At 49.1% G+C, this 21240-nt stretch carries 17 protein-coding genes; 5 read left to right on the top strand and 12 right to left on the bottom strand.

What is annotated here, in order from left to right; translation table 11 throughout:
• Positions 1-17: 17 nt before the first annotated feature.
• From ACN0YN_RS24660 to ACN0YN_RS24610, 11 genes are all read right to left on the bottom strand, one after another.
• A complete protein-coding gene (locus ACN0YN_RS24660) occupies positions 18-1220 on the bottom strand; it encodes an AI-2E family transporter (protein ID WP_417387695.1) in 1203 nt (400 codons plus the stop codon).
• 65 nt (positions 1221-1285) lie between these two features.
• Positions 1286-1498 carry a hypothetical protein gene (locus ACN0YN_RS24655; RefSeq protein ID WP_417387694.1) on the bottom strand — a complete coding sequence of 71 codons (213 nt, stop codon included), beginning with the start codon at positions 1496-1498 and terminating at the stop codon, positions 1286-1288.
• Positions 1499-1538: 40 nt separating this feature from the next.
• Positions 1539-1994, bottom strand: coding sequence for a phage holin family protein (locus ACN0YN_RS24650; RefSeq protein WP_417387693.1), 456 nt, complete (start codon positions 1992-1994; stop codon positions 1539-1541).
• On the bottom strand, positions 1991-2188 hold the full coding sequence (locus ACN0YN_RS24645; RefSeq protein ID WP_417387692.1) for a hypothetical protein: 198 nt from the start codon (positions 2186-2188) through the stop codon (positions 1991-1993). Before ACN0YN_RS24645 ends, ACN0YN_RS24650 begins: the two co-directional genes overlap by 4 nt.
• Before the next feature lie 19 nt (positions 2189-2207).
• Positions 2208-2705 carry a hypothetical protein gene (locus ACN0YN_RS24640; RefSeq protein WP_417387691.1) on the bottom strand — a complete coding sequence of 166 codons (498 nt, stop codon included), beginning with the start codon at positions 2703-2705 and terminating at the stop codon, positions 2208-2210.
• A 92-nt stretch (positions 2706-2797) separates the two neighbouring features.
• The gene (locus ACN0YN_RS24635) at positions 2798-3100 is read right to left on the bottom strand and encodes a hypothetical protein (protein ID WP_417387690.1); all 303 of its coding nucleotides are present in this window, start codon (positions 3098-3100) and stop codon (positions 2798-2800) included.
• A 50-nt stretch (positions 3101-3150) separates the two neighbouring features.
• On the bottom strand, positions 3151-3600 hold the full coding sequence (locus ACN0YN_RS24630; RefSeq protein ID WP_417387689.1) for a general stress protein CsbD: 450 nt from the start codon (positions 3598-3600) through the stop codon (positions 3151-3153).
• 412 nt (positions 3601-4012) lie between these two features.
• Positions 4013-6145 (bottom strand): hypothetical protein, encoded by a 2133-nt coding sequence (locus tag ACN0YN_RS24625; RefSeq protein WP_417387688.1) that lies wholly within the window; start codon positions 6143-6145, stop codon positions 4013-4015.
• The gene (locus tag ACN0YN_RS24620; RefSeq protein WP_417387687.1) at positions 6142-6966 is read right to left on the bottom strand and encodes a hypothetical protein; all 825 of its coding nucleotides are present in this window, start codon (positions 6964-6966) and stop codon (positions 6142-6144) included. The genes ACN0YN_RS24625 and ACN0YN_RS24620 overlap by 4 nt, the downstream gene beginning before the upstream one ends.
• The gene (locus ACN0YN_RS24615; protein WP_417387686.1) at positions 6963-8705 is read right to left on the bottom strand and encodes a cyclic nucleotide-binding domain-containing protein; all 1743 of its coding nucleotides are present in this window, start codon (positions 8703-8705) and stop codon (positions 6963-6965) included. Before ACN0YN_RS24615 ends, ACN0YN_RS24620 begins: the two co-directional genes overlap by 4 nt.
• A gap of 39 nt (positions 8706-8744) precedes the next feature.
• On the bottom strand, positions 8745-9932 hold the full coding sequence (locus ACN0YN_RS24610; RefSeq protein WP_417387685.1) for a multiheme c-type cytochrome: 1188 nt from the start codon (positions 9930-9932) through the stop codon (positions 8745-8747).
• Between the two features lie 333 nt (positions 9933-10265).
• Here ACN0YN_RS24610 and ACN0YN_RS24605 point away from each other — a divergent pair, with 333 nt between their 5' ends.
• The 5 genes from ACN0YN_RS24605 to ACN0YN_RS24585 all read left to right on the top strand — a co-directional run bounded on the left by ACN0YN_RS24605 (position 10266) and on the right by ACN0YN_RS24585 (position 19711).
• Positions 10266-12008: an adenylate/guanylate cyclase domain-containing protein gene (locus tag ACN0YN_RS24605; RefSeq protein ID WP_417387684.1), complete on the top strand. Its 1743-nt coding sequence runs from the start codon at positions 10266-10268 to the stop codon at positions 12006-12008.
• Between the two features lie 283 nt (positions 12009-12291).
• The gene (locus ACN0YN_RS24600) at positions 12292-14211 is read left to right on the top strand and encodes a multiheme c-type cytochrome (protein ID WP_417387683.1); all 1920 of its coding nucleotides are present in this window, start codon (positions 12292-12294) and stop codon (positions 14209-14211) included.
• Between the two features lie 15 nt (positions 14212-14226).
• Positions 14227-15876 (top strand): hypothetical protein, encoded by a 1650-nt coding sequence (locus ACN0YN_RS24595; protein ID WP_417387682.1) that lies wholly within the window; start codon positions 14227-14229, stop codon positions 15874-15876.
• A gap of 233 nt (positions 15877-16109) precedes the next feature.
• Positions 16110-16742: a sigma-70 family RNA polymerase sigma factor gene (locus ACN0YN_RS24590; protein WP_417387681.1), complete on the top strand. Its 633-nt coding sequence runs from the start codon at positions 16110-16112 to the stop codon at positions 16740-16742.
• Between the two features lie 56 nt (positions 16743-16798).
• Positions 16799-19711 (top strand): protein kinase domain-containing protein, encoded by a 2913-nt coding sequence (locus ACN0YN_RS24585; protein ID WP_417387680.1) that lies wholly within the window; start codon positions 16799-16801, stop codon positions 19709-19711.
• 126 nt (positions 19712-19837) lie between these two features.
• On the opposite strand, the gene ACN0YN_RS24580 is transcribed toward ACN0YN_RS24585, so the two are convergent.
• Positions 19838-21067, bottom strand: coding sequence for a serine/threonine protein kinase (locus tag ACN0YN_RS24580; RefSeq protein WP_417387679.1), 1230 nt, complete (start codon positions 21065-21067; stop codon positions 19838-19840).
• Positions 21068-21240: the final 173 nt, after the last annotated feature.

The raw sequence follows: 21240 nt of genomic DNA, 5'->3' as shown, positions 1-21240 counted from the left end.
CTTTCCTGAGTGCCAGATCACCCCGACAGAATACGTGCGACTGGCTGCAGAGATTCAAAATGGTCACAAGAGATTTTGACCATCCCGATCAGGGGAACAGCCAGTAAAATACCGCCAACTCCCCAGGCCCAGCCCCAGAAGATGATGCAGATAAAAACCAGTGCAGGGTTGAGCTTCATCGAACGCCCTAAAATCATTGGCGTAATGACATTCCCCTCCAGTGTGTTAATCACAATATACATCAATGGGCCAATAACAGCTTCTGCAGGCGTATTCAGGTAAACAATTCCGATCAAAAAAGTAACGGCTGCACCAATAAATGCGCCCACAAACGGAATGAAATTGAGAGTGGCAGCCATGATTCCCAGAAGGACAGGATCGGGGAGTCCCAGGAACCACATCACAGTTCCAATAATAATCCCCAGCCCGATATTAATCGCAGTAATGGTCACCAGATATTGGGAGATGCCATGCTCAACACTACGAATCATCGTCACAAGACCACGCTTGTCTGTAAGAGTCGGCATCAACTCGACGACTGAATTCAAAGTCCGATGCCCCATCGCCAGCAGCAGATAAACCAGTACCACCGTGATGGTCACACCAGCCAGAAAATTAACGGTTGAACTTAACAGGTAGCTGGTCACTGGTGGCTGTTGAATGGAGACCTTGACGACATCGTCTTTCTCTTTTCCTGCAGCGATGTCAGAAACCTGGGACGAAGCCTGATCGATTTTATCGACCGGGTCAATGATGAAACGCAGCTTCTGTTCGGCTTTCCTGAATGTGGCAGGAGCGCTCGAAAGCCAGTCCGAAATCGGTACTGCCAGGAAATAGCTGGCCAGACCGATAGTAAACGTAAGAGAGAGTACGACAATCGCAGCGGAGAGCGACTCGGGAATCGGACAGACACGTGACAGAAACCGCACCACAGGCGCCAAAAGAAAGAATAAAACAATCGCCAGCGCGATGGGTATAAATATCGCCCGGGCAAAATACAACGCATGAACGACACCCAGAGTCGCAAGAATAGCCAATGAAATGCGGCCAAAGGGTTGAATCTCAACTTTGTCTTTCAAAACAGTCGCTGAGACTGCCTGCTCTTCCCTCAATTGCTCTTGAGTACTGGAAGAAGAGTCAGCGTCCGGATCATCACCGCTTCGAACTTCTTGACTGCGGTGCTGGCAATCGGATTCTATCGATGATGATGTGAGGGACACGGACCTTCTCCTTATCGGTAAATATCAAAGCAGAGAGAGCGTCTCCCTGTCATGCTGATGCTTTCTTACCAGGGCTTCAGTTTCCAACCAACGATGAATCCGATTCCAAAGCACCATAAGGCTGCAGTCCCAGGGTTCTGTCGTGCATAAGTAGAAACATAATCGACGAAATCATCAACCGGTTGCAACTGGTCGCAATTCTCTACGCGAGCCGCATTCGCTGCTGTTTCTCGATCCATTGTCTGGGCATTTTGAGAAGAGGTGGTATACATATTCATGATTGATTTCCTTTCAAATTCATTTTTTTCAAGATCGATCTTATTTCCTCTGATAAGGACTCTGACGGTTACGGTGCTTATCAGAAATAATAGTTTTAATCCAATCGATATTACTGCGTAATTCTGTTCCCGAACGCTGTAATGTACGTAAGCTTTTCTTAAAACCTTTCCAGGCAAAGTAAAGAAAACCACTGGCAAGAAACAGACCTGAAACGGAGACCGTCAGCATGCTCGAAGCCAGGGTTAATTCAAATGCATTGCTCATCCACCAGGCACATGCTAACAGCAATACAGGAAATGCTCCTGCACACAGCCCGAGTCCCAGAGCCAGAAAAATTGTCGGAGAAAAAGATTCTCGGATCGCATCGCGTGTGTCCACAGACAGAAGCTCAACCTGAAGCTCACTCAGAGCCAGTAAATCTGCACCGAGGTCACCCAGGTCACCTCGCATATCAGGTTTATATTCCGACTGCACAGTTCCGTTCTGACCAATCATCGTTTCACCCACCATCCGGCAAAGATACCAGTAATCAGACTGATTTTCAGAGCCTCAGCCGGATGCTCACAGATCTGCTCACGCAAGCGTTCTTTCACATCCGCTAGAATTACTGCAGGGCCTGCGACATTTTTCAGTCCCTCAGCCTGTGACCTGCTTTCGCTCAACGGTCGTGTTTTGTGTTTAAACTGCATTTGATAGGGACTCATTAGCTTAAAATCTCCGATCGAAATGTTTCGTATAAGGACTGGGAGCAGCTGGAGCAGATGCCTCTGTCTGATCGGAAGCACCAGCATGATTCCTGCTCCCCTGGTCCTGATTTAAAATCGAAGTCAGATGTTGAGCAACCTGTGCTACGGCAGCTCGCATGGCCAGTCCGGATATAAATGTAAACGCGGTTTTTACAACCCCTGCTTTTACTTCATCATCATCGTCTGCTTTATTGATGACCAGACGCTTCTTCTTAGCCAGCTTCAATAATTCGTCCGTATAAGGATTACTCACCTTCAATTTTCTGGGGACAATCAAAAAACCAAACGCTGCTGCTGCGCCAACACACGCCCAGGGATAATGTCTGATGTAGTATTGCCAGTCCGTCAGGGTCGATGCAGATTGCTTAATCTGGCTGACATCGTCATCCAGTTCACAGCGGATTTCATGCATCGCACGACGTATCTCATTTGCTCGTTTGTCTTCAGGCTGACTGGCCACGATTCAGGCTCCTGTCTGAAACTTTATATTGTCCCGGTTTTACTTCTCCAAAAATGGAAACTGTTCCCGATACCTGTTTCTCTGCTCCGACATCAGGAACGAAAATGCTTCTTCATAGAAGCGGGAACAATCTCAGACAGTGACTCCCGAATACTGCATCCTACCCGGTCCATAAAAGCCTGATCCCGTGAAAAGTGTTTGACTGAACCACGGAACATAGAACCCAGTAACAACCCTGCCCCAATGCCGACTCCCAGACTGATCATAACGGATTTGACCGGTTGCTCATCGACATAGTGACATACCTGTGAAGATTTTGAGGCAACCTGTTGTTCCACCTGATCGTGTGAGACAGGCACAATATTCTTTTCCAGGTCTTCGTATTGATGAATCATTTTTAACTCCCTGTTAGATTCGGTCTTAAGATTGAGCATTCGATTCAGTACTATCGACGCCACGCCAGACTGACAATCACACCGGCGATCAAACCTGTACCAAAGGCAACAGCAACTGACTCAGCGGGATGCTTACGTACTGTCCGTTCCGCCTCGCGATATCCTTTCTGAACCGACTGATTCACCTGCTCATATTGTTCGCGGGCGGCTTCTGATGCATGGGCAAACTGCTCTCTCGAATTTTTTACTGCTTCATTGAAAGTGTCACCCACTTTACCCGCCATTGTGGAGGCTGAATGAGAAAAGCTCTCAACGATCGCATCCAGTTCTTTCTGGATATCACGGCTGGTTTCACCCGTCTTTTGCTGAATTTTTCCGACTAGTTGATCTGTCTTGCCTTCCAGCCCATCTAGATCACTCGAATTAAGCTGGCTCCATCGTTCTTCAATGCGTCCCCGAATTTCATTCCAGTGACCGCGAAGTTCTTCTCGAGTGGTCATTATTCTCTCCTTACCTTAAATGTTGGGTTGATTAATCTCATTTGAAACGCTGAACGTTATGAAACGTAAAAAGCAACTAGCATGCCACTTCGCATATTCACTCTCTGCCCCTTGAATTAATCAGTTTGAGATCACAGAAAAACCCTTAAAATGCAGTCTGAAATGCCGATTTCCATCATTTGCTGGTGATACGACACGCCAGCAGAATGGATTTCGTAATGCGATTCTGGAACGGTCGCCAGTGTGCCAAACTGACTCCCTTTCGATCAATTTTCTCTGTTTGCACGAGAGAGTCACAATCATCGATTGATTAGGGGATGACAGGTGAACGATTGATTCACCAGAGAAAGATTCGTGCCAACAATATGCCTGACGGATTGAAATAACTTCAGAAATGAACAGATTTTCCGGCTCAATTCGTCCGGCTGTCTTTCATCGTTCGAGCATTATGGACATGATAGCTGTGGCATTGCAGACAGCTTTGTGTAGCGGTCTGTCTGTTGTGGCACGTAGCACACATTTCGCGACTGACAGATCGAAATCCACTGCTGCAGGATTCCTGACTGTTTCGATTAATTTCCCAGGCAAGCGATTTCGCATCGCGGACAAAATACTCACTCTTCCAGATCCCCTTCAATCCGGTTTCCTGCGGTTCAAACGAATGACAGGACTCACATTTCTGTAGCTGTCCCATCGACAAATGCGGCGCGTGCGAGAAATGTGTTAGGGGTTCAGACGCCTCTTGACCGGAAAAGGCACGCCAGTTCACTTTCGCTTTTCCCGTTTCTGCATTCTGGTCAACGGAGTGACACATCAGACAGCGCCCGGAAGCCATGGCTCCTGACACATCTTCGCTACCGGAACCGCTCGGATTGGAAAGAATCTGCCAGAGAGAATCCTGAGCCAGTCCTTCGAATGATTTTTGAACCGCTTGATCCAGCCAGCCTCTGATCAAAGGATCTGCATGCCCCACCGGGCGATAGCGGATCGTAAAATCAGAATGATTCAGAGACCAGCCATTACTGACATTGACTTCAAGAAAACCATTTCGATCCTTTACTCTTCGAAAGTTCAGACTGGTTACCGTACCATTTTCCGGCTGATTTCTGATTTCTTTTACAGAATTGGAAAACCAGAGCTTCTGTGCCTGTCCCATGCTGGGAACGATGGACGGTTTCAACTGCAGATAGGCGGGACCGGAATTCCCCAGACGCTGTTTGACGGCAGCTTCGCCGTGATGCGAAATATCGTAAAACATTCGGGTGATTGCCGCTGCTATTTCAGCAACCGCAGGATATTGATCCGGTTTGATTTCGCTTAATCTGCGAAAATCAAGTGTACCCAACTCCGCAAGTGCGTTTTGGTAACCTGGATCCGATTCTAATAACAATTCCATGAAACGAGGTAAACGGCTTGATGAAAATGTACCTTTAGTGCGCGGCCAGATCTGTTCCGTCCCTAGCATTGACTGGGGAATGACCGGCAGAGTAACAAAGGGGATTCCCGGGAATTCAACATCTTTAATCTGTGGTTCATGGCAGCTGGCACAATTTTTCTCAAAAGTCCCCGTTAACATCAATCGACCTGCTGCATCCGGGGTATGACACTCACTGCAGGATTCTGCCCCGCGTCCGTCAGGCATGGTGCGTTTGAATTCTCCTTTTACAAAGTATCGATTGAGATGAGCATTGTGATCAAAGTTGATCCGAGCCCTGCGTTGATAGGGATAATCGCCGAGCGCAGGATGTCCATGCTCAAAACTCTCAAACTGTTGGGTGTGGCAGGTCTGACACTGCAGATCTGTCAAATGTTTGAGATCCGCTTTACGACCATGATGTTCCCGATGACAGGTTGCGCACGTCAGCTTCTGGTTCTCAGCACGTGGATCGGTCAGAGCTGTCAGTTGCAAAGCGAATGGTTTGCGCGCATCTCCCGTTTGAGCCTGTTTTGTCAAAGCCATTAATTCTTTTTGTGACAGACCATGCGCGAATAATGCATTCGTCCCCAGATCAGCATGGCATTTCAGACATAATGCAGAATCCCGATTCGCAGTCTGAGAATCAAAGGCGGTATGTAACCAGGAATTCATTCCCCCTTCCGCAGCAGAATGACAGGCACTGCAGTCCGCTTCGATTGTGGCATGGGAAGCAATTACTTCACCGGGAGAAAGCAGCCGCGACGGGGTATTGCCATGAAACAGGAACAGTCCGATACAGATAGAGGCTGCAGCGATACTGACTCCGAGTAACCGACGTCTGGCTGGAAGACTGCGACGAGGTCGACAGCTGGTATCTGACTGACAACAGGTTCCGTCAGAAGCAGGATCGGATTTACATTTTCCTCCATGCATCGCAGAACGTGTGCAATGGTATTTGCCCCCCTTCTCCTGCGGTTCGCATTGACTTACGACCTGACAGGCACCTTTTTCACTCGGCCCCAGACGACAGGGAACTCCCAGTTCGCACATTTTCCCACAAACCCAGTCATTAGCGGGTCGCTCGTAATTACTGTTTTTCCAGTCGAATGACTGTAGTGGTTCGGTCATCCGTTCGTACTCGCAAATGCGCAGACGGCAAGGGTATGGAACAGGGCAAATACAATCAGAGAATAGGTAAACGGAACATGCACGAAGAGCCACAATTTCAGTGTTCCCTGAAGTGCATATTGATAATCCAGGTCATCTTTTATCTGAATCTGGTGTTCAATCTGCTGCAGCACAACACGCTCCTGCTCATTGAGAAAAGGACGCAGTGCAGCGATCCTTTGTGAGAGCTGATGCCGGTGTCTTCGAGAATGCAGGATATGACGAAACTGATTTCGTGGACCTGACAGGAACGTTCTCAGATACTTCTCATAGAAATCAGGTAAAGCGGGTCCCCGGGAAGTATCCTGATTATCAAAGACCAGTGCTTCGACAGAGTCTCTGATTTTCCTGCGATGCATGGGAATCCGTTCAAAGATCACCTCCTGTCCCCGGGAAAGCAGACGATAGGGAATGACTCGCGACAGACACCAACCGATCAGACCACTCAGGAATACGATCCAGTACGTCAGATAGAGCATACTCTCGAGCAATCCATGAGGGATCTGGAGTTTCACATGCATCAAAAACAGTAGAAAAGAAAGAAAGGCAATAAAGATATGAAAATGCAGCCAGGCTGTCGCACTTCCCATCGACAGGAATGATAATTTTTTCCGAAGCTGATAGCCGGCAAGAAAAATAATACAGAACAGCAACAGCGTACCTGAAGCAAACGAGGTTTTAGCAAGCGAAATAGAAAAAAGATATTCCCCGGCCAGCAATCCCGCAGCGATCACCCCAAAAATGGAACAGTTCCTGATAGTTTGCGTGGGATACAGTTTCATCGCGAGAAGACCTCCTGCACGTTGGCCGATTCCTGCATATTCACCCGAAACAGAGCATCATGCGGGCAGGCTCGTTCACAGGCAGGCCCCCCCCGCTGATCAATGCAGAGATCGCATTTCGTCGCCTGAGTCAGAGGCGCGAGTGTTTTTGAATCGACGATCAGTTCTCCTGCAGAGTCGCGTATATCAACCATCCGAATCGCATCGAAGGGACAATTACTCGCACATTGAGCACAACCGATGCAAGTCTGCTCGTTGATGACAATATCACCATTACCATGATCACGAAATATTGCCCCTGTAGGGCATTCAATCATGCATACCGGGTCCACACAATGCAGGCAGGCATTCGGAACCATATATTGATTTAGAATCGGCCCATGTCGAATAAAACGCGGGTTATTGTCATGCGCAGTCGCACAGGCACGCACACAATCATCACATCGCGTACAGCGTTCGAGATCGATCACCATCAGTGAAGTCCCCTGCACAAAATCCTGGTCAATCAATTGACTCAGCAGAGCATCGTCTTTGATTTTGACAGACTGCCTGCTGTCTTGAGAAAGGGACGTGTGTGACGGAACCGCAGACTTCTGATGCGCTCCCTGGTTCTGCAGTAAAAGTGCTTCCACCAGAGGAACGGGGACGACGACGGCATTCAAATGCCCGATTGCACTCAATTGTGCACGATAGGGAACGGGGGAGTCAGCATGAAGCGCATCGCGAACTTCATTCAGTCCAAAAATCTGGCCTGGGGATAAATAACCAATCGTACGCCGTCCGTTATAATACTGTTGACTGATACGCGCTAAGCCACTGCGGATCATGACAATTCCATGAGGAATCGCTCCCTCTTCCACGATGACTGGTTCTCCAGCCGCTGACGAACTCTGATTCCCCTGAACCATGTCCTTAAATGGTCTGGAAGCGTCATAATTTCCGAAGGTCTGGAATTCGACCTGCGCAACAATACGTTCCATCAGTTCCTGTGGACAGTCCTGAAATAACGAGTCTGTTCTTAAGAATGCTGCCAGTGCCCGTTCTCGGAATACGTTTTCGATGTATGCTTTCAATCCACCATTCTGGTCATATCTGAGAATATCACGAATCCCCTGCCAGCGGATTTCCAGTAACTGCGAGACACCTTCAGAAAAAACCGTCGCGACCCGGCTGGTTCTTCCCAATGCAGCCAGTTCGCCGAACCAGTGTCCCTCTTTCAGTTGAGCAGTACGATACTTATCCAGAACCGCAGACACTTCCTGCAGGTAGATGCGTGTGCCACCGCTGGTCGTGCGGGTGCTTTGTAAAGACTGGCTGTCCCGTAACACAGCTACCTCGCGAACTTCCGGAACGCGATGATTGCCCCAGAGTTGAGAAAGACTCTGCCAAAACGATTTTGACTGACTGCGACGACGCCCAAGAATTTCATCCGGTAAGGAAGACTCCCCCCCTTCCAGTTCGACGCGCACATTTCCCGCCAGCACAAAGAAAGCCGAATTCCCCCAGTCTCCCCGACGAACAATAATATCGCCATCGTCAAATCCCACGATGCGGGCATCATTGCGGAGGATATCATGCAGGGGTATCGAACGCTTAAATCCTGAAGCATCAATCTCCGAAAAAGGTTTCTTACAGAGAAGGGCTTCCACTTCGACATCTGTCATTTCTGCTTCACTGCCCGCTTCGAGCGAGAAAGGTTTATCCCAGCGACGCGGACGTGAGATGGATGGCTCAGACATGTATGTTCTACTCAAATCGATCTGGAAACAGGCTATGGTTCAGTTCTTCAGATATTTTTCCTGATACTGCTGAGAGTAGTGTGGTGGGAGACGGTTAATCATGGAATCCAGACTGGAAAACTGCTCCCCATTATGATTCTGTGAGAACTGTTTTGCCTGTTCGGCAACTTTATCTGCAGCGGTGCTGTAGGTTTCCCTGTCAGTTGGGAGCGGGGCAAACAATGTCCCAAACATGGGAGTAATCAGAGCCGTCACCGCCTGGACTTCCGGCGTTGGCGCGAGAGCATTAATCTGAGTCAATTGACCATTGGCTGCAGCGATGACGCCGCTTAATTGTGGAATCACGGCTGGATTCGTTGCATCAGCTCTTAATCGCAGCGCAGTCTCCAGTTGAACCAGTGTTCCCACCACATACTTCATCCGTCTGCGGTTCTCGGCGGTTCCCCCTGTGCGTTCCATCCACAGTGAGGGGGCTGCGGCATTGGTTGTTTTATCAACCAGGAAATTATGTTTCAGCTCGCCTCCGGTCCAGGATACAAAATCAAAGGCACTCGCTGCCTTATGTCCGGCTGCGATCAGTTTTTCATTTCCAACCAGGTGACATTGAAAACAGGCTTTGGATAAACCATAAAGGTTAGCCGAACGATTCATGCCGGCTTTATCACAATAATCCAGGCGCGCTTCCCGATGCGCGGCCGTCTCGTCAGCACGGGGAACCGGCATCGAAGCATGATAGGACTGATGGCGATTTAACCAGCCTTCTTCCCCTCCCGAGGCACCATGGCATTTTTCACAGGAGACACCAGAGATCACTTTCACCTGCCCGTCACGGATTGCTTTCGTCCCATGACAGTCAGCACAGAGCGAATCCCCCAGAAGCTCTGCGCTCGTCAATCCCATCGCAGTGGCATATTTTTTTGTATTACCCTCAAACTTATAAAGCCGAATATCCGGAGACTGGAAATGAACAGTCTTCATCCAGGAAGCCACTTCAGAAGGATGGCATTTCTTACAATCGGCGGCTGTCACCCCCATGATCCTGTTTGTCTGATCCGCTGGATTCTTTGAATCAGTGGTAACAAACATGGATTGAGGCGCATCTTCAGTTGCATACATTTCAGAAGAAATGAACAAGCCTGAAAGCGTCAGCAGGAAGCCAGTCAGCAGTAACAAGTACTTATAATTCACCAGTTTAAACGAGCGGACTCTGCAGTAGTCGAAATGCATTCCGAGATTCTTTCTTCTACATGTGACAGGAGACGGGACGGCGCTTCTCTTCGCGTAGCAGGTCAATCTTTCCTCAAGAATTCTCAGAAAGACGGCCCTGAATGCTCACGCGAAATCAACAAAGCACTTAGAGAAATAACGGGCTGCTGTAGCAGATCACTACTCATAATTTATTTGGATTCAGATTTTTCCAGAAGGATTAGTGAATTTACGGTTACCATTCCCGGAAATTCCCGTTTAAACACCAGATGACATGATCGCATCTATCAGTCAATTTTCAGTCTGTCTTATTCAGCTCACGATTTTTAGAAAATACCGTATCAGGACCAGTCGATGATACATCTGATCGCTCAGGGCCCCCGCCCCGGTGAAAAAATTGAATGGCACATTCCGGAAGCCAAAAAAATGCTATTGGGACGCAGTGCTGAAAATGACTGCGCTGTCCCCTGGGATTCCACGATTTCACGTATGCATGCTGAATTTCAACATCAGCAGGATCAGTTTAAAATTCGCTGTTTTCCTAGCGTGCTCAATCAGATCAAGTTTGGAGAACAGTTTCATAGTGAGCTCGTATTATCCGTAGGAGATACATTCCAGATTGGCGAGACACAATTCCTCTCGATTGAGAGAAATGCCAATAATGGTGTCCTTCAAATTATGGATGACCTGGATACCGACTCTGGAATCCTGACAGAAGCCAGTTTACGTGTCACAGATTTTCGCATCGAAATTGTCTCCAAAGCGGTTCCCAGTTTGTGGCTTTCCAAAGATGAAATGAATCTCGCCAAACAGGCTGCCCTGTTGCTTAAAGATGTGATGAATCATGCTGATGTCGTCGCTGTGATTCAGAGTGATGAACCCAAAAAATGGAGCGTCGCACAGTGGGAACAACCCGTTCCCGGCTTCAGACGTGTTTCGATCGTGCGCTCTCTGGTACGCGACGCATTACGAAATGGCGAAACCGCCATTGAAGTAGAAAACAGTCGAAAAGGGGAACCACTGGCTAATGGCCGCTGGGCCTTCTGCACACCGGTGAAAACAGAAGGGAACCATAAATGGTGTCTTTACGTCTGTGGACGGTTTGGCGAAGAGTCGCCTTCACAGGCTTATCTTTCCACGCTAGACCTGCAGGATGATATGAATCTGGTGGAACTGCTGGCGCATATGCTGTCTGCCATCCGCCGGGTTCGTAAACTGGAAGATCGCTTCTCCGGCATTGAACAGTTTTTCTCCCCTGCGATTATCAGAGTCGTATCTGAAGAAAACGCGAAACACACACTCGAACCAACGGAAACCGAAACAGCCGTCCTGTTCTGTGATCTGCGCCGTTTTTCACACATGACGGAGCAGGCAGGAAAGAACCTTCAGCAGTTTCTGAATCGTTTGAAAAATGCACTGGGAGTGATGACCCAGAGTATTATCAATCAAAATGGAGTCATCGCTGATTTTCAGGGTGACAGCGCACTGGGTTTCTGGGGCTGGCCTTTACCATTAACAAAAGGTTCACTGCCAGCCTGCAAGGCAGCATTACGAATTCAGCAGATGTTCAAGATCTCTAACAGCACAGACCTGAATGAACTGAGCGGTTTTGAAGTCGGCATCGGAATTACTCGTGGGAATGCAATCGCGGGTAAGATCGGAACGAGGGAACAGGCTAAGGTGGGCGTGTTTGGACCTGTCGTGAATCTGGCTTCCAGACTGGAAAACATGACGAAACTGATAGGGGTCCCCATATTAATTGACGAAGAAACGGCAGCCGATGTTCGTGATTTCATGCCGGAGTCGGAAGGCCGTTGTCGTCACATTGGATTATTTCGCCCTGCCGGATTTGAGGCACCATTTTCCGTGTACGAACTGCTTCCCTCAGAGGGAAAAAGCACGATCTCAAATCAGAACATCCAGGACTTCGAAGCTGCGGTTGATGCTTTTATTGATGGCGACTGGGATAGTGCCCTTGATCTGCTCGGCTATCTCCCCCCCAAAGATCGAGCGAAGGATTTTCTGCTGCTGCAAATCGCCAGCAAAAATTACAAAGCGCCGGAAAACTGGGACGGTGTTGTGAATTTGAATAAATAGATCCCCAATGTGGAACGGGATACACGTCTGAACTCTCTCCACACCGTTTTATGCTCCGCAGACATTAATTCCCCTAAGCCCATTAAGTGATTTGATTTATACGAAATCAATTTAGAAAGATTTCAATAACATTTTCTAATTGGATATAGAACTATTTATTACCTCAACAGATATATCGATTATTCCGATTATGACTATTAAGGCAACTTACAGGCGCAGTGCGCCTTAACCTCTTCAGGCTTGACTGTCTGACCTGAAATCGATTGAACCTGGGAGCGCAGGAATGGAATCCTCTCCTCAAAAAAATAAAATCACAGTTTATCACCAGTTGACGCTGGGACTGCTGTTTTGCGGATTCATACTGCCTCTGATTTACGAGCAATGTGTTCAAGCAGAGAACAAGGGATACGCCAAACTCTCTTCCGCTTCTTCTCCTCATCAGACGGAACCAGCCAAAACTGAACCAGCAGGCAAGCTGGATGAGGTGATGCAGCTTGCCGTCGATCGTGCACACGCGGAATGCTATGAAAATGATCCTTTTCCTTCCGCTGCCAAGTGCGCAAAATGTCATCCGGATCACTATCGGGAATGGTCCGTCTCACCGCATGCCTACGCTCAGTTGAGCCCGGTTTTTAATGCGATGTCCAACAAGTTGATCAAACTGAATAATGGCACGCTGGGTGATTTTTGCATCCGCTGTCATACACCAGTGGGAATGGCGCTTTCAGAGCCGATCAATATGAGTAATCTCGATCGTCCCCCTTCCTCTCGTGAAGGTGTGACCTGCGTCTCATGCCATCGAATTAATCAGGCCTGGGGAAAAGGAGCAGGACGCCAGGCTCTGGTCAGCGGCGACATCAATCAGGTCGTTTACGGCCCGATGGGAGGAGAAAATCTGGCCAAGGTTTTGGCAAATCCAGATAAGTATGGTGTGCTTAAAACCAATGACGACCCAGCCATTCGTGGACGGGAGATTCATGCAGAAGCCTATCAGTTCTTCCAGTTGATCACACCCGGTTTTTGTGGCAGTTGCCATGACGTATTTGCTCCCAACGGATTTCGACTCGAAGATGCCTTCAGTGAATTCAAACATTCGCCTGCTGCTAAAAAGTGTAAAGAGAACTGCCAGGACTGTCACATGGGAGCCGTCCCCGGTGAAGCGCTGGGCTATACCTACTCTCCCGCAGCAGTCGTTGGTAATGTCAAAACTCCCGTGCGGAAACATACAAACCATATGATGATTGGCCCGGATTACCCGATCATTCACCGCGGTCTGTTCCCTCACAATCCTGCTGCAGTGCGCGAGGAAGATACGCCTCCTTCTCCCGATACGGGCCTGGCAACGATGCGGGAATGGCTCTGCTTTGACGATGCTGCCGGCTGGGGAACACCCGAATTTGAAAAACATGTAACAGACACAGATTACTTCCCGCCTCCCTGGGGAGACCAGATCATGCGGATAAAAGCCAGACAAATATTGAACGATCAATATGAACTGCTGGGAGAAGCAGCCACTCAACGTCTGCAGATTTTACGAGCGGGGTATCACCTGGGGGAAATCGAGGTTGAGAAAGCGAAATGGTACGACCTGAAATTTTCGGTCCCTGTTTCCAACATCACGCTCGGACATGGAGTCCCAACTGGTTTTGATGCAGAACGGGTTGTCTTTTTGCGTACCATGGTCTGGGATCAAAACGGACGACTGGTATTTCAATCTGGCGATCTCGACCCGAACGGCGATATACGCGATTCGCATTCACTCTACGTCCATAATGGAGAAATCCCATTGGATCGTCAGCTGTTTACTCTGCAGTCCCGGTTTATCACGCGTAATGTTCGCGGGGGAGAACGAGAGCAGGTCTTAAATGTTCCTTACTCTCTGGATCCCTTACCCTACTTTCGGCCGGCAACCCGTCCGTTCACAGTACTGGGACGCCCCATTGGAGCACGAAAGCAGAAGCAGAATATCGAAGCCAAAGGCAGTCGACTGGCAAACTATCATGTTTCGAGAAGACAGTTAACCGGACCGGGAAATTATACGATACGCGTTCAATTGATCGCAGGTATGGTGCCGGTCAATCTGGTACATGAAATCTCTGATGTGGGATTTGACTATGGCATGTCTGCCCGTGATATCGCAGATGGTGTCGTTGATGGCCACATGGTGTTATATGAAAAAGTCGAGACGGTTTGTATTCCCTGAAATTAAATGACGCAGATGAAATCTAACGCACGGTATTTTCTGTTGATGATCGTCACGGGCGCACTGCTTTTGTGTCCGCTGACTGCCATTGCGCAAGATCCCGAAGAACCGGGCCGCGTCAGCCTCCCGCCTTCTCCGGAAGCAGCGTTAGAGTTTCAGGAGATGACGGAAAATGATGAATTCGACAGCTATTATATCAACCCCTATGCGGACCGGGTTGAATATGACCCTTATGTCAATCACGACCACGCTCCCCTCCCCTGGAAGCTGGGAGAGCTGGCATTAGAAGCGTTGTCATCTCCCGCTAAGCCGCTGGCGCACCTGGGAGAATGGCTGCTCTGTTCGGAACATTACAGTCCGGAAACACCACTGGACGATCATGCGATCGGCCTGCAACCCATCCCGGCACGACCTGACTTATTGATCGAAACCAATGAGAAGTTTCTGGATGTCGGATTCCTGAACCAAGGGATCGTGCTGCCGACAGGTGCTGTCTGGCGTCCGTCGTTCTGGGTCTTTGGAACATACCGTACATCCCTCGATTATTTTAATAATCGTACTGGAACCAATGTCACTGAGTGGGCCAACCGGCTCGATCTGTTCGGACAACTGAATCTCTCCGGGACAGAACGACTGGTCGTCGGTCTGAGATCGCTGGACAAGGAATTGACGGCGTCTCGTTTATTCACCAGCTACGAATTCCACGATGGACAGTGGCTGGATGGTCTGAACGCAAATATTCAGACGCTGTTCTTCGAAGGAGATTTCGGCGAAATCTTTCCGAATCTGGACCCCTATGATGTCCATCGCTACGACATAGGGTTCTCTGTGGGACGACAACCGATGTCATTTCAACAGGGGCTTTTGATCAACGAAGACATGGTCGATGCCGTGACTGTCACGCGTAACACAGTGAATGGCGGAGGCATTCTGAATATGCGTATCACTGGTGTGTATGTAGAGAGTGATATCAACCGCAACAATAATGAACGAGACCCGGATGCCCGCTTGTATGGTATTTTCACAGAAACAGATCTGGCTGTCAGTACGATTAACGCGGATATTGCTACCGTCTATTCCAGTAATCAGCAGTTCGGCAGCAATACGGCATTTGGACTGAGTGCGATCCAGCGTCTGCATGGATTCCACAATACCTACAACTCATCGCTCCAGGTACTTGCCTCGTTTCCTCACGAAGGAGCAACGGCTGTTTCCGGTCAGGGAGAACTGCTATTCAGTCAGCTCTCTTTGACGCCTCATCATTCAAATGACCTGGTCTATTTCAATGCGTTCTGGGCAATTGACCAGTTTACTTCTCCTGCACGTGGCACACTGGCGGGGGGTCCCCTGGGACAGGTCGGAATTTTGTTCGCCTCACCCGGGCTGGGACAATATGGTGCCCCCCTGAGCAATCAGGCCACCGATGCCGCGGGAGCCAGCCTGGGCTATCAGCTGTTTTATGATAAAACCCGGCAACAGTTGATTTTCGAAATAGGTGGTCGCAAAAACACACAGGGAATTAACGATGGCGCGATGGCGGGTGCAATTCGCTACCAGAAAGCCATCGGACAACATTGGATTATGCTCCTCGACAGTTTTGTGGGCAAACAGGAGTCGAGGGGAGTCGGCTCGGGGGCTCGGCTCGAATTTCTCGCGAAATTTTAAAGTAGATCCGTCATCAGCAGCTGCATCCACGTATTGAAATCCAGTCCTCTCATTTACCAATAACCGATAACTGTGATCAGTCGGGCGGTTTTCTCGCAGAAAACACGCATGATCGGCACGACTTGTCGATATTGCTGGCAATCGGGTACAATCTCCTCATTATTCTCCGGCCAAGCCCGGATGCCTGATACGATTCATGAAATCGATACTGTACTGACTGGGAGATTTGTTGGTTGTTTGATGAGCACGAAGACCCTGAGATCTTTCTCAACCGGTTACGAGAGAATCCGGAAGGGGTGCTTGCGGACGAATATAACCGTTATCGGGACCGTTTATGGCGTATTGTCAACTTTCGACTGGATTCACGACTGCTCGGTCGCGTTGATGCGGATGACATACTGCAGGAAGCATATCTTGATGCTGCCACTCGGATTGAACATTTTCTGAACGACCCGGCAACTTCCTTTTTTATCTGGTTGCGAACGATCGTTGGACAGACACTGATTGACGTACACCGTCGACACCTGGGGGCACAAAAACGAGATGTGCGTCGAGAAGTAAAAGCCAAGCGTCGCGTTTTTTCAGCGTCGACATCCTTTCAGATTGCGAACGTACTTCTGGGTGATATGACTTCCCCCAGTCAGGCGGCCCTCAAGGAAGAACTGGCTATTCAGCTGCGTGAAGCTTTGGAGTCACTCAATGAGATTGATCGGGAAATTCTGGTCCTGAGGCATTTTGAAGAACTGTCAAACCTTGAGGCGTCAGAAGTTCTGGAAATTGAACCCAAAACAGCCAGCATGCGATATTTTCGTGCTCTGACCAGATTACGCTCCATTCTGGTTCAGATACCCGGTATTATAGAGTAAACAGACTTTTTCGAAGCGTGTTTCTTCACAGATTGAAATCGTCAGGACAACAGTTAATGTTATCACCCGATTCACCTCAATCAATCAAGAATCTGACTCCGCCAGGAACCATCGATCTGGATCAGCTCGCAGACGAATTCATTGCTAAAATTCGTCAGGGTGATAAACCAGAAATTTCTGACTATGCAGACCGCTATCCGGAACTGGCAGGTGAAATCGAAGAAATCTTTCCCGCAATCGTTGCCCTGGAAGGCGGAAAGCATGCAGCTCAAGCCCAGGGTAAAGTCTCCCTGGGTGCCAGTGCACCGGAACAACTGGGGGATTTTAAAATTGTCCGGGAAATCGGCCGTGGTGGCATGGGTGTCGTCTACGAAGCCATCCAGGAATCACTCAATCGCCGTGTCGCCTTAAAACTGTTGCCACGTCATTCGCTGCTTGATGACAAACAATTGAAACGATTCCGCAGAGAAGCGGAACTGACTGCTTCCCTGCATCACACGAATATCGTCCCGGTTTTCGGTGTCGGTGAAAACGGAAATTTTCATTACTACGTCATGCAGCTGATTGAAGGCGTCGGACTGGATGAACTGACACAGAAAATTGTCGCTACCGCTGAGGATACGGAATTCAAAGGCCAGGCAGTCAAACCTGGATCTGAAACTCAGACCGGCACTGACATTTCCACTGCTCTGGATGAAACGATTGAGTTTCAACCTCTGGAGCGTTCGGATCTCGAAAGACCGAATTCAGCGGACTTTGCAAAGTTTGTTGCTACGCCTGCCAATATTGCGCAACTGGGAATTCAGGCAGCAAATGCCCTGCAATATGCACACGACCGGGGAATCCTGCATCGCGACATCAAGCCAGGAAATCTGCTCCTCGATCGTGACGGCTTATTATGCATCACCGATTTTGGACTGGCACGGGCCGCCGAGCAGAGCGACCTCAGTAAGTCGACAGACATCGTGGGAACACTGGGATACATGGCTCCGGAAATGTTTCGGGGAGATACCTGCCGCCAGAGTGATATCTACGGACTGGGAATCACACTTTATGAACTATTAACGAAACGCTTTGCAATAGAGAGAACCAGCCGACATGCCATGATTGAACAGATCACACATGGCACGATCACCTCACTAAGGCGGATCAATCCACGCATCCCACGGGATCTGGAAACCATCATTCTCAAAGCGATCGCCACCGATACGAAGCATCGATATCAGTCGGCCAGTGAACTGGCTGAAGACCTTAAACGGTTTCTGGAAAATCGCCCCATTCGGGCAAAGCGGGTTTCACCAATCGAGTATCTGTGGCGCTGGAGCTGCCGTAACCCTGCAGTCGCCTCACTTTCCGGACTAGCTTTACTGTTGATGCTCGCTTTGGGCATTTCCATGGCAGTGGGATTTGAAAGGGAACGTCGGGAACGTAAGAAAGCAGAAGCATCGGCTCAACTGGCAACTAATGCGCTGGACCGTGTCTTTGATCGCTTTGTCCCTGCACGGCTGCATTCCACTGAAGTATCCGGAGGCGGGGATGGTTATGGGGAGCCTGTTCTGTCACGTGAATCGGCAGACCTGCTGGCAGGCATGGTCCAGTTTTATGAGCAGCTGGCCGATTCAACAGGCGAACAGGAAGAGTTCCAGAATAAGGCGGCGAACGCACAGCGTAAAATCGGAGATATCCATCGTCGCCTGGGGGACTTTCATTCGGCCCTGATTTCATACCAGAAATCCCTCAATCTGTACCAACAGAACACTGGCGAATCGAACGCGCTGATCATTGCTAATTTATGCAACGAAATCGGCCGTACATTCCGTTATCTGGGTCAACAGAACGAAGCCACTGAAGCACATGAGCGTGCTGAGAAACTGTTGCGGTCAACGATTACCGCCCATCCCGATCAGGAAGACCTGCAGTTTGAACTTGCACGGACTTACTTTCTGAAAGCCATCCAGTTCCATCCTGACCAGTTGGGAAATGCAATGCCGGAAATGGATCTGAGTTCACCACCTGAGGGATCCAGACCATCCGAAAATGATCAGCTCAATGTCCAACAGGCAATAGAAATTCTTGAAAAGCTGATTAAATCAGACCAGACCAATCCAGAGTACCGTTACCTGCTCGCATTATGTCTCCAGGAGCAGATTCCCGCCGATTATGCACGAACTTCGCAGGACCTGAAAAAGCAGGCCCGTGCTCTGGAGATTCTGGAAACCCTGGTACAAGAGCACCCACATGTCGCTGATTACCGTCAGGCAGTGGTCAAATCTTATGAACGAATCGATATCCGCCGTGTGAAACCCGAGGAGATTGACCAAAGCGTCATTCAACGGCTGGAGAAAGCGATTCAGCATGCCAGTCGTCTGGTCTCTGATTACCCTACCATTCCGGAATATAAAATTTCTCTGATCCATGCGCATAACAAGCTCGCGCATGGACTCAATAAAATGACCACTCGGCCAGGGGACTCCGATGAAATCCGTACCAGGCACGATACTGCCGAACTCTCACTCAGGACGGCCGTCCGACTACAGAAAGAACTGATCATCCAGTTTCCAGATACTCCGGATCACCGTATCTGGCTGGCTAAATTTCAATCAGAACTGGCTGAAGTCCTGAATAAAAAAGGGAGTGAAAACGAAGCGATCAGCCTTCTGCAAAGTTCGATCAAAATTCTGCAACCTGAATTGCAAGCCGATCCGAACTCACAACGTGTTTACACCGATCTGATACACTCGCTGGAAGAACTTGCCAGAACCTACCATCATGCCGGCAACGAAGTTGAAAGCTGGCTGATGTGGGATCAACACGATCAACTCATGGAAGAATTTAGGAAAAAGTTCCCCAATGCAGTTTACCACATGTCAAATGGACATCCTCATTCACCACATGACGGTCCTCGTCGTGGTGAGCATGGGAACCGACCTCCCCGGGGACCAAACAGACCGGGGCCACCTCGCTTTTGAAAACCGATGATTCGATACGAGACCGTCGAATATGCGAGAGCGCATCACATGTAACCATAGCGTCTCTCAATCTAATCTACTCGGCCCAAGTTGCGCTGGAAACGCGACAATAAAACTGGACACAGTCTAGCCGATATTATTTTTACCGAAGCCTGACCATCGTTTTCGTCCATTCGATTCCGAACGCATGCGAGACTTAACCGCTCGACCGTTAATAAAACGTACCAGAGCAACACTCAGTTCATCAGCCGACTGAAATCGATCCTGCTTTGATCTGGCGAGGCAGCCAGTAATGATACTTTCCAGAGTGGCTGGAATCTCGCTGTTGATTTCACGCGGACGTGTGTATCTCCCACTGAGAATCTGCTCGATCAAAGCACTGGAACTCCTGGCCTGAAAAACCGGCGAGAGTGTCGCGAGTTCATACAGTACACAACCCAGCGAATAGAGATCGCTGCGTTCGTCGACTTCCCCCTGGATACGTTCTGGAGGCTGATATAACAGAGACTGAACCCGCTGCTGCTTGAGCGTGCCCTCCGGTTGTTGTGTCAGGCAGAAACCGGTCAGCCAGCAGTGTCCCTCCCGATTCAGAATGAAATTACCCGGCTTCAAATCACAATGTAACGTTCCACGACTATGAGCAAATCGCAGAGCATTTGCTGCCTGTAATCCCAGAGTAGCAATCAACCGCCAGTAATTCTGCATGAAAACTTGTACTACCTGAGGGAGTTGTTCTTCAAACAGGTAACCGGCCTGTGGTACTGACTGCTCATGGTATCGGGTCCCTGTCTGCTGCTGCATCAGACCATGTAAAATCTGATCCAGACTGATTCCTGCAATCAGCTGCATGACAGCATAAGAATATCCCTGATCCTGCTCGGCACTGTCGACTGAAATAATATTGGGATGCCTGAGTCGTAAAACCAGACGGGCTTCACGAAGAAATCGATCCCGCAGGCGAGAGGAACAGTCAGACTTCCAGGGCAATAGCCTGACAGCAACCCTTCTTTTCTGTGGACCTTGCGCAGCGGCATAGATAATCGAAGTCCGAGTTCGGCAGATTTCTTTTTGCAGGCAACAGTTTCCCAACTGGGTGATCTTAAAATCAGCTGGAATCTGTCTCCGCAACCTGGTCAATTCCTGATCCGTTTTCCACTCTTCCATGGCGATCAGGACAGGGAAACTTTCACGAATTTCGTCGGCATACTCCGGACAGGAATTCGCATAAGCATCGATAGAAGGATTCAGCCAGCGGCGATACTCTTCAACAAATCGTGATGCTAGAACCTCTAATGTAATCCGCTCGGAAACGGTTTCCGGTCGTTCAATGATTCCAGATGATGATTCAGAATTCATGTTGACCCCTCAAGGAATTCTGAAGTCAGCTGGTATTTGCCCGGTTCACCATTGTGAAATCGACTTGCTTCCCGTTTCAACAGGCCTGTAGTGCAGTCGTTTTCATTGACGACAACTTCCTCAGGGAAAGCCGCCATCAGATCAATCTGATAAAATTGGAACAAATGCGAATA

Source organism: Gimesia sp., assembly GCF_048260065.1.
Classification (GTDB): Bacteria; Planctomycetota; Planctomycetia; order Planctomycetales; family Planctomycetaceae; genus Gimesia.
Note: the sequence above shows the minus strand (reverse complement) of the source record. Positions and strands in the feature narration are given on the sequence as shown.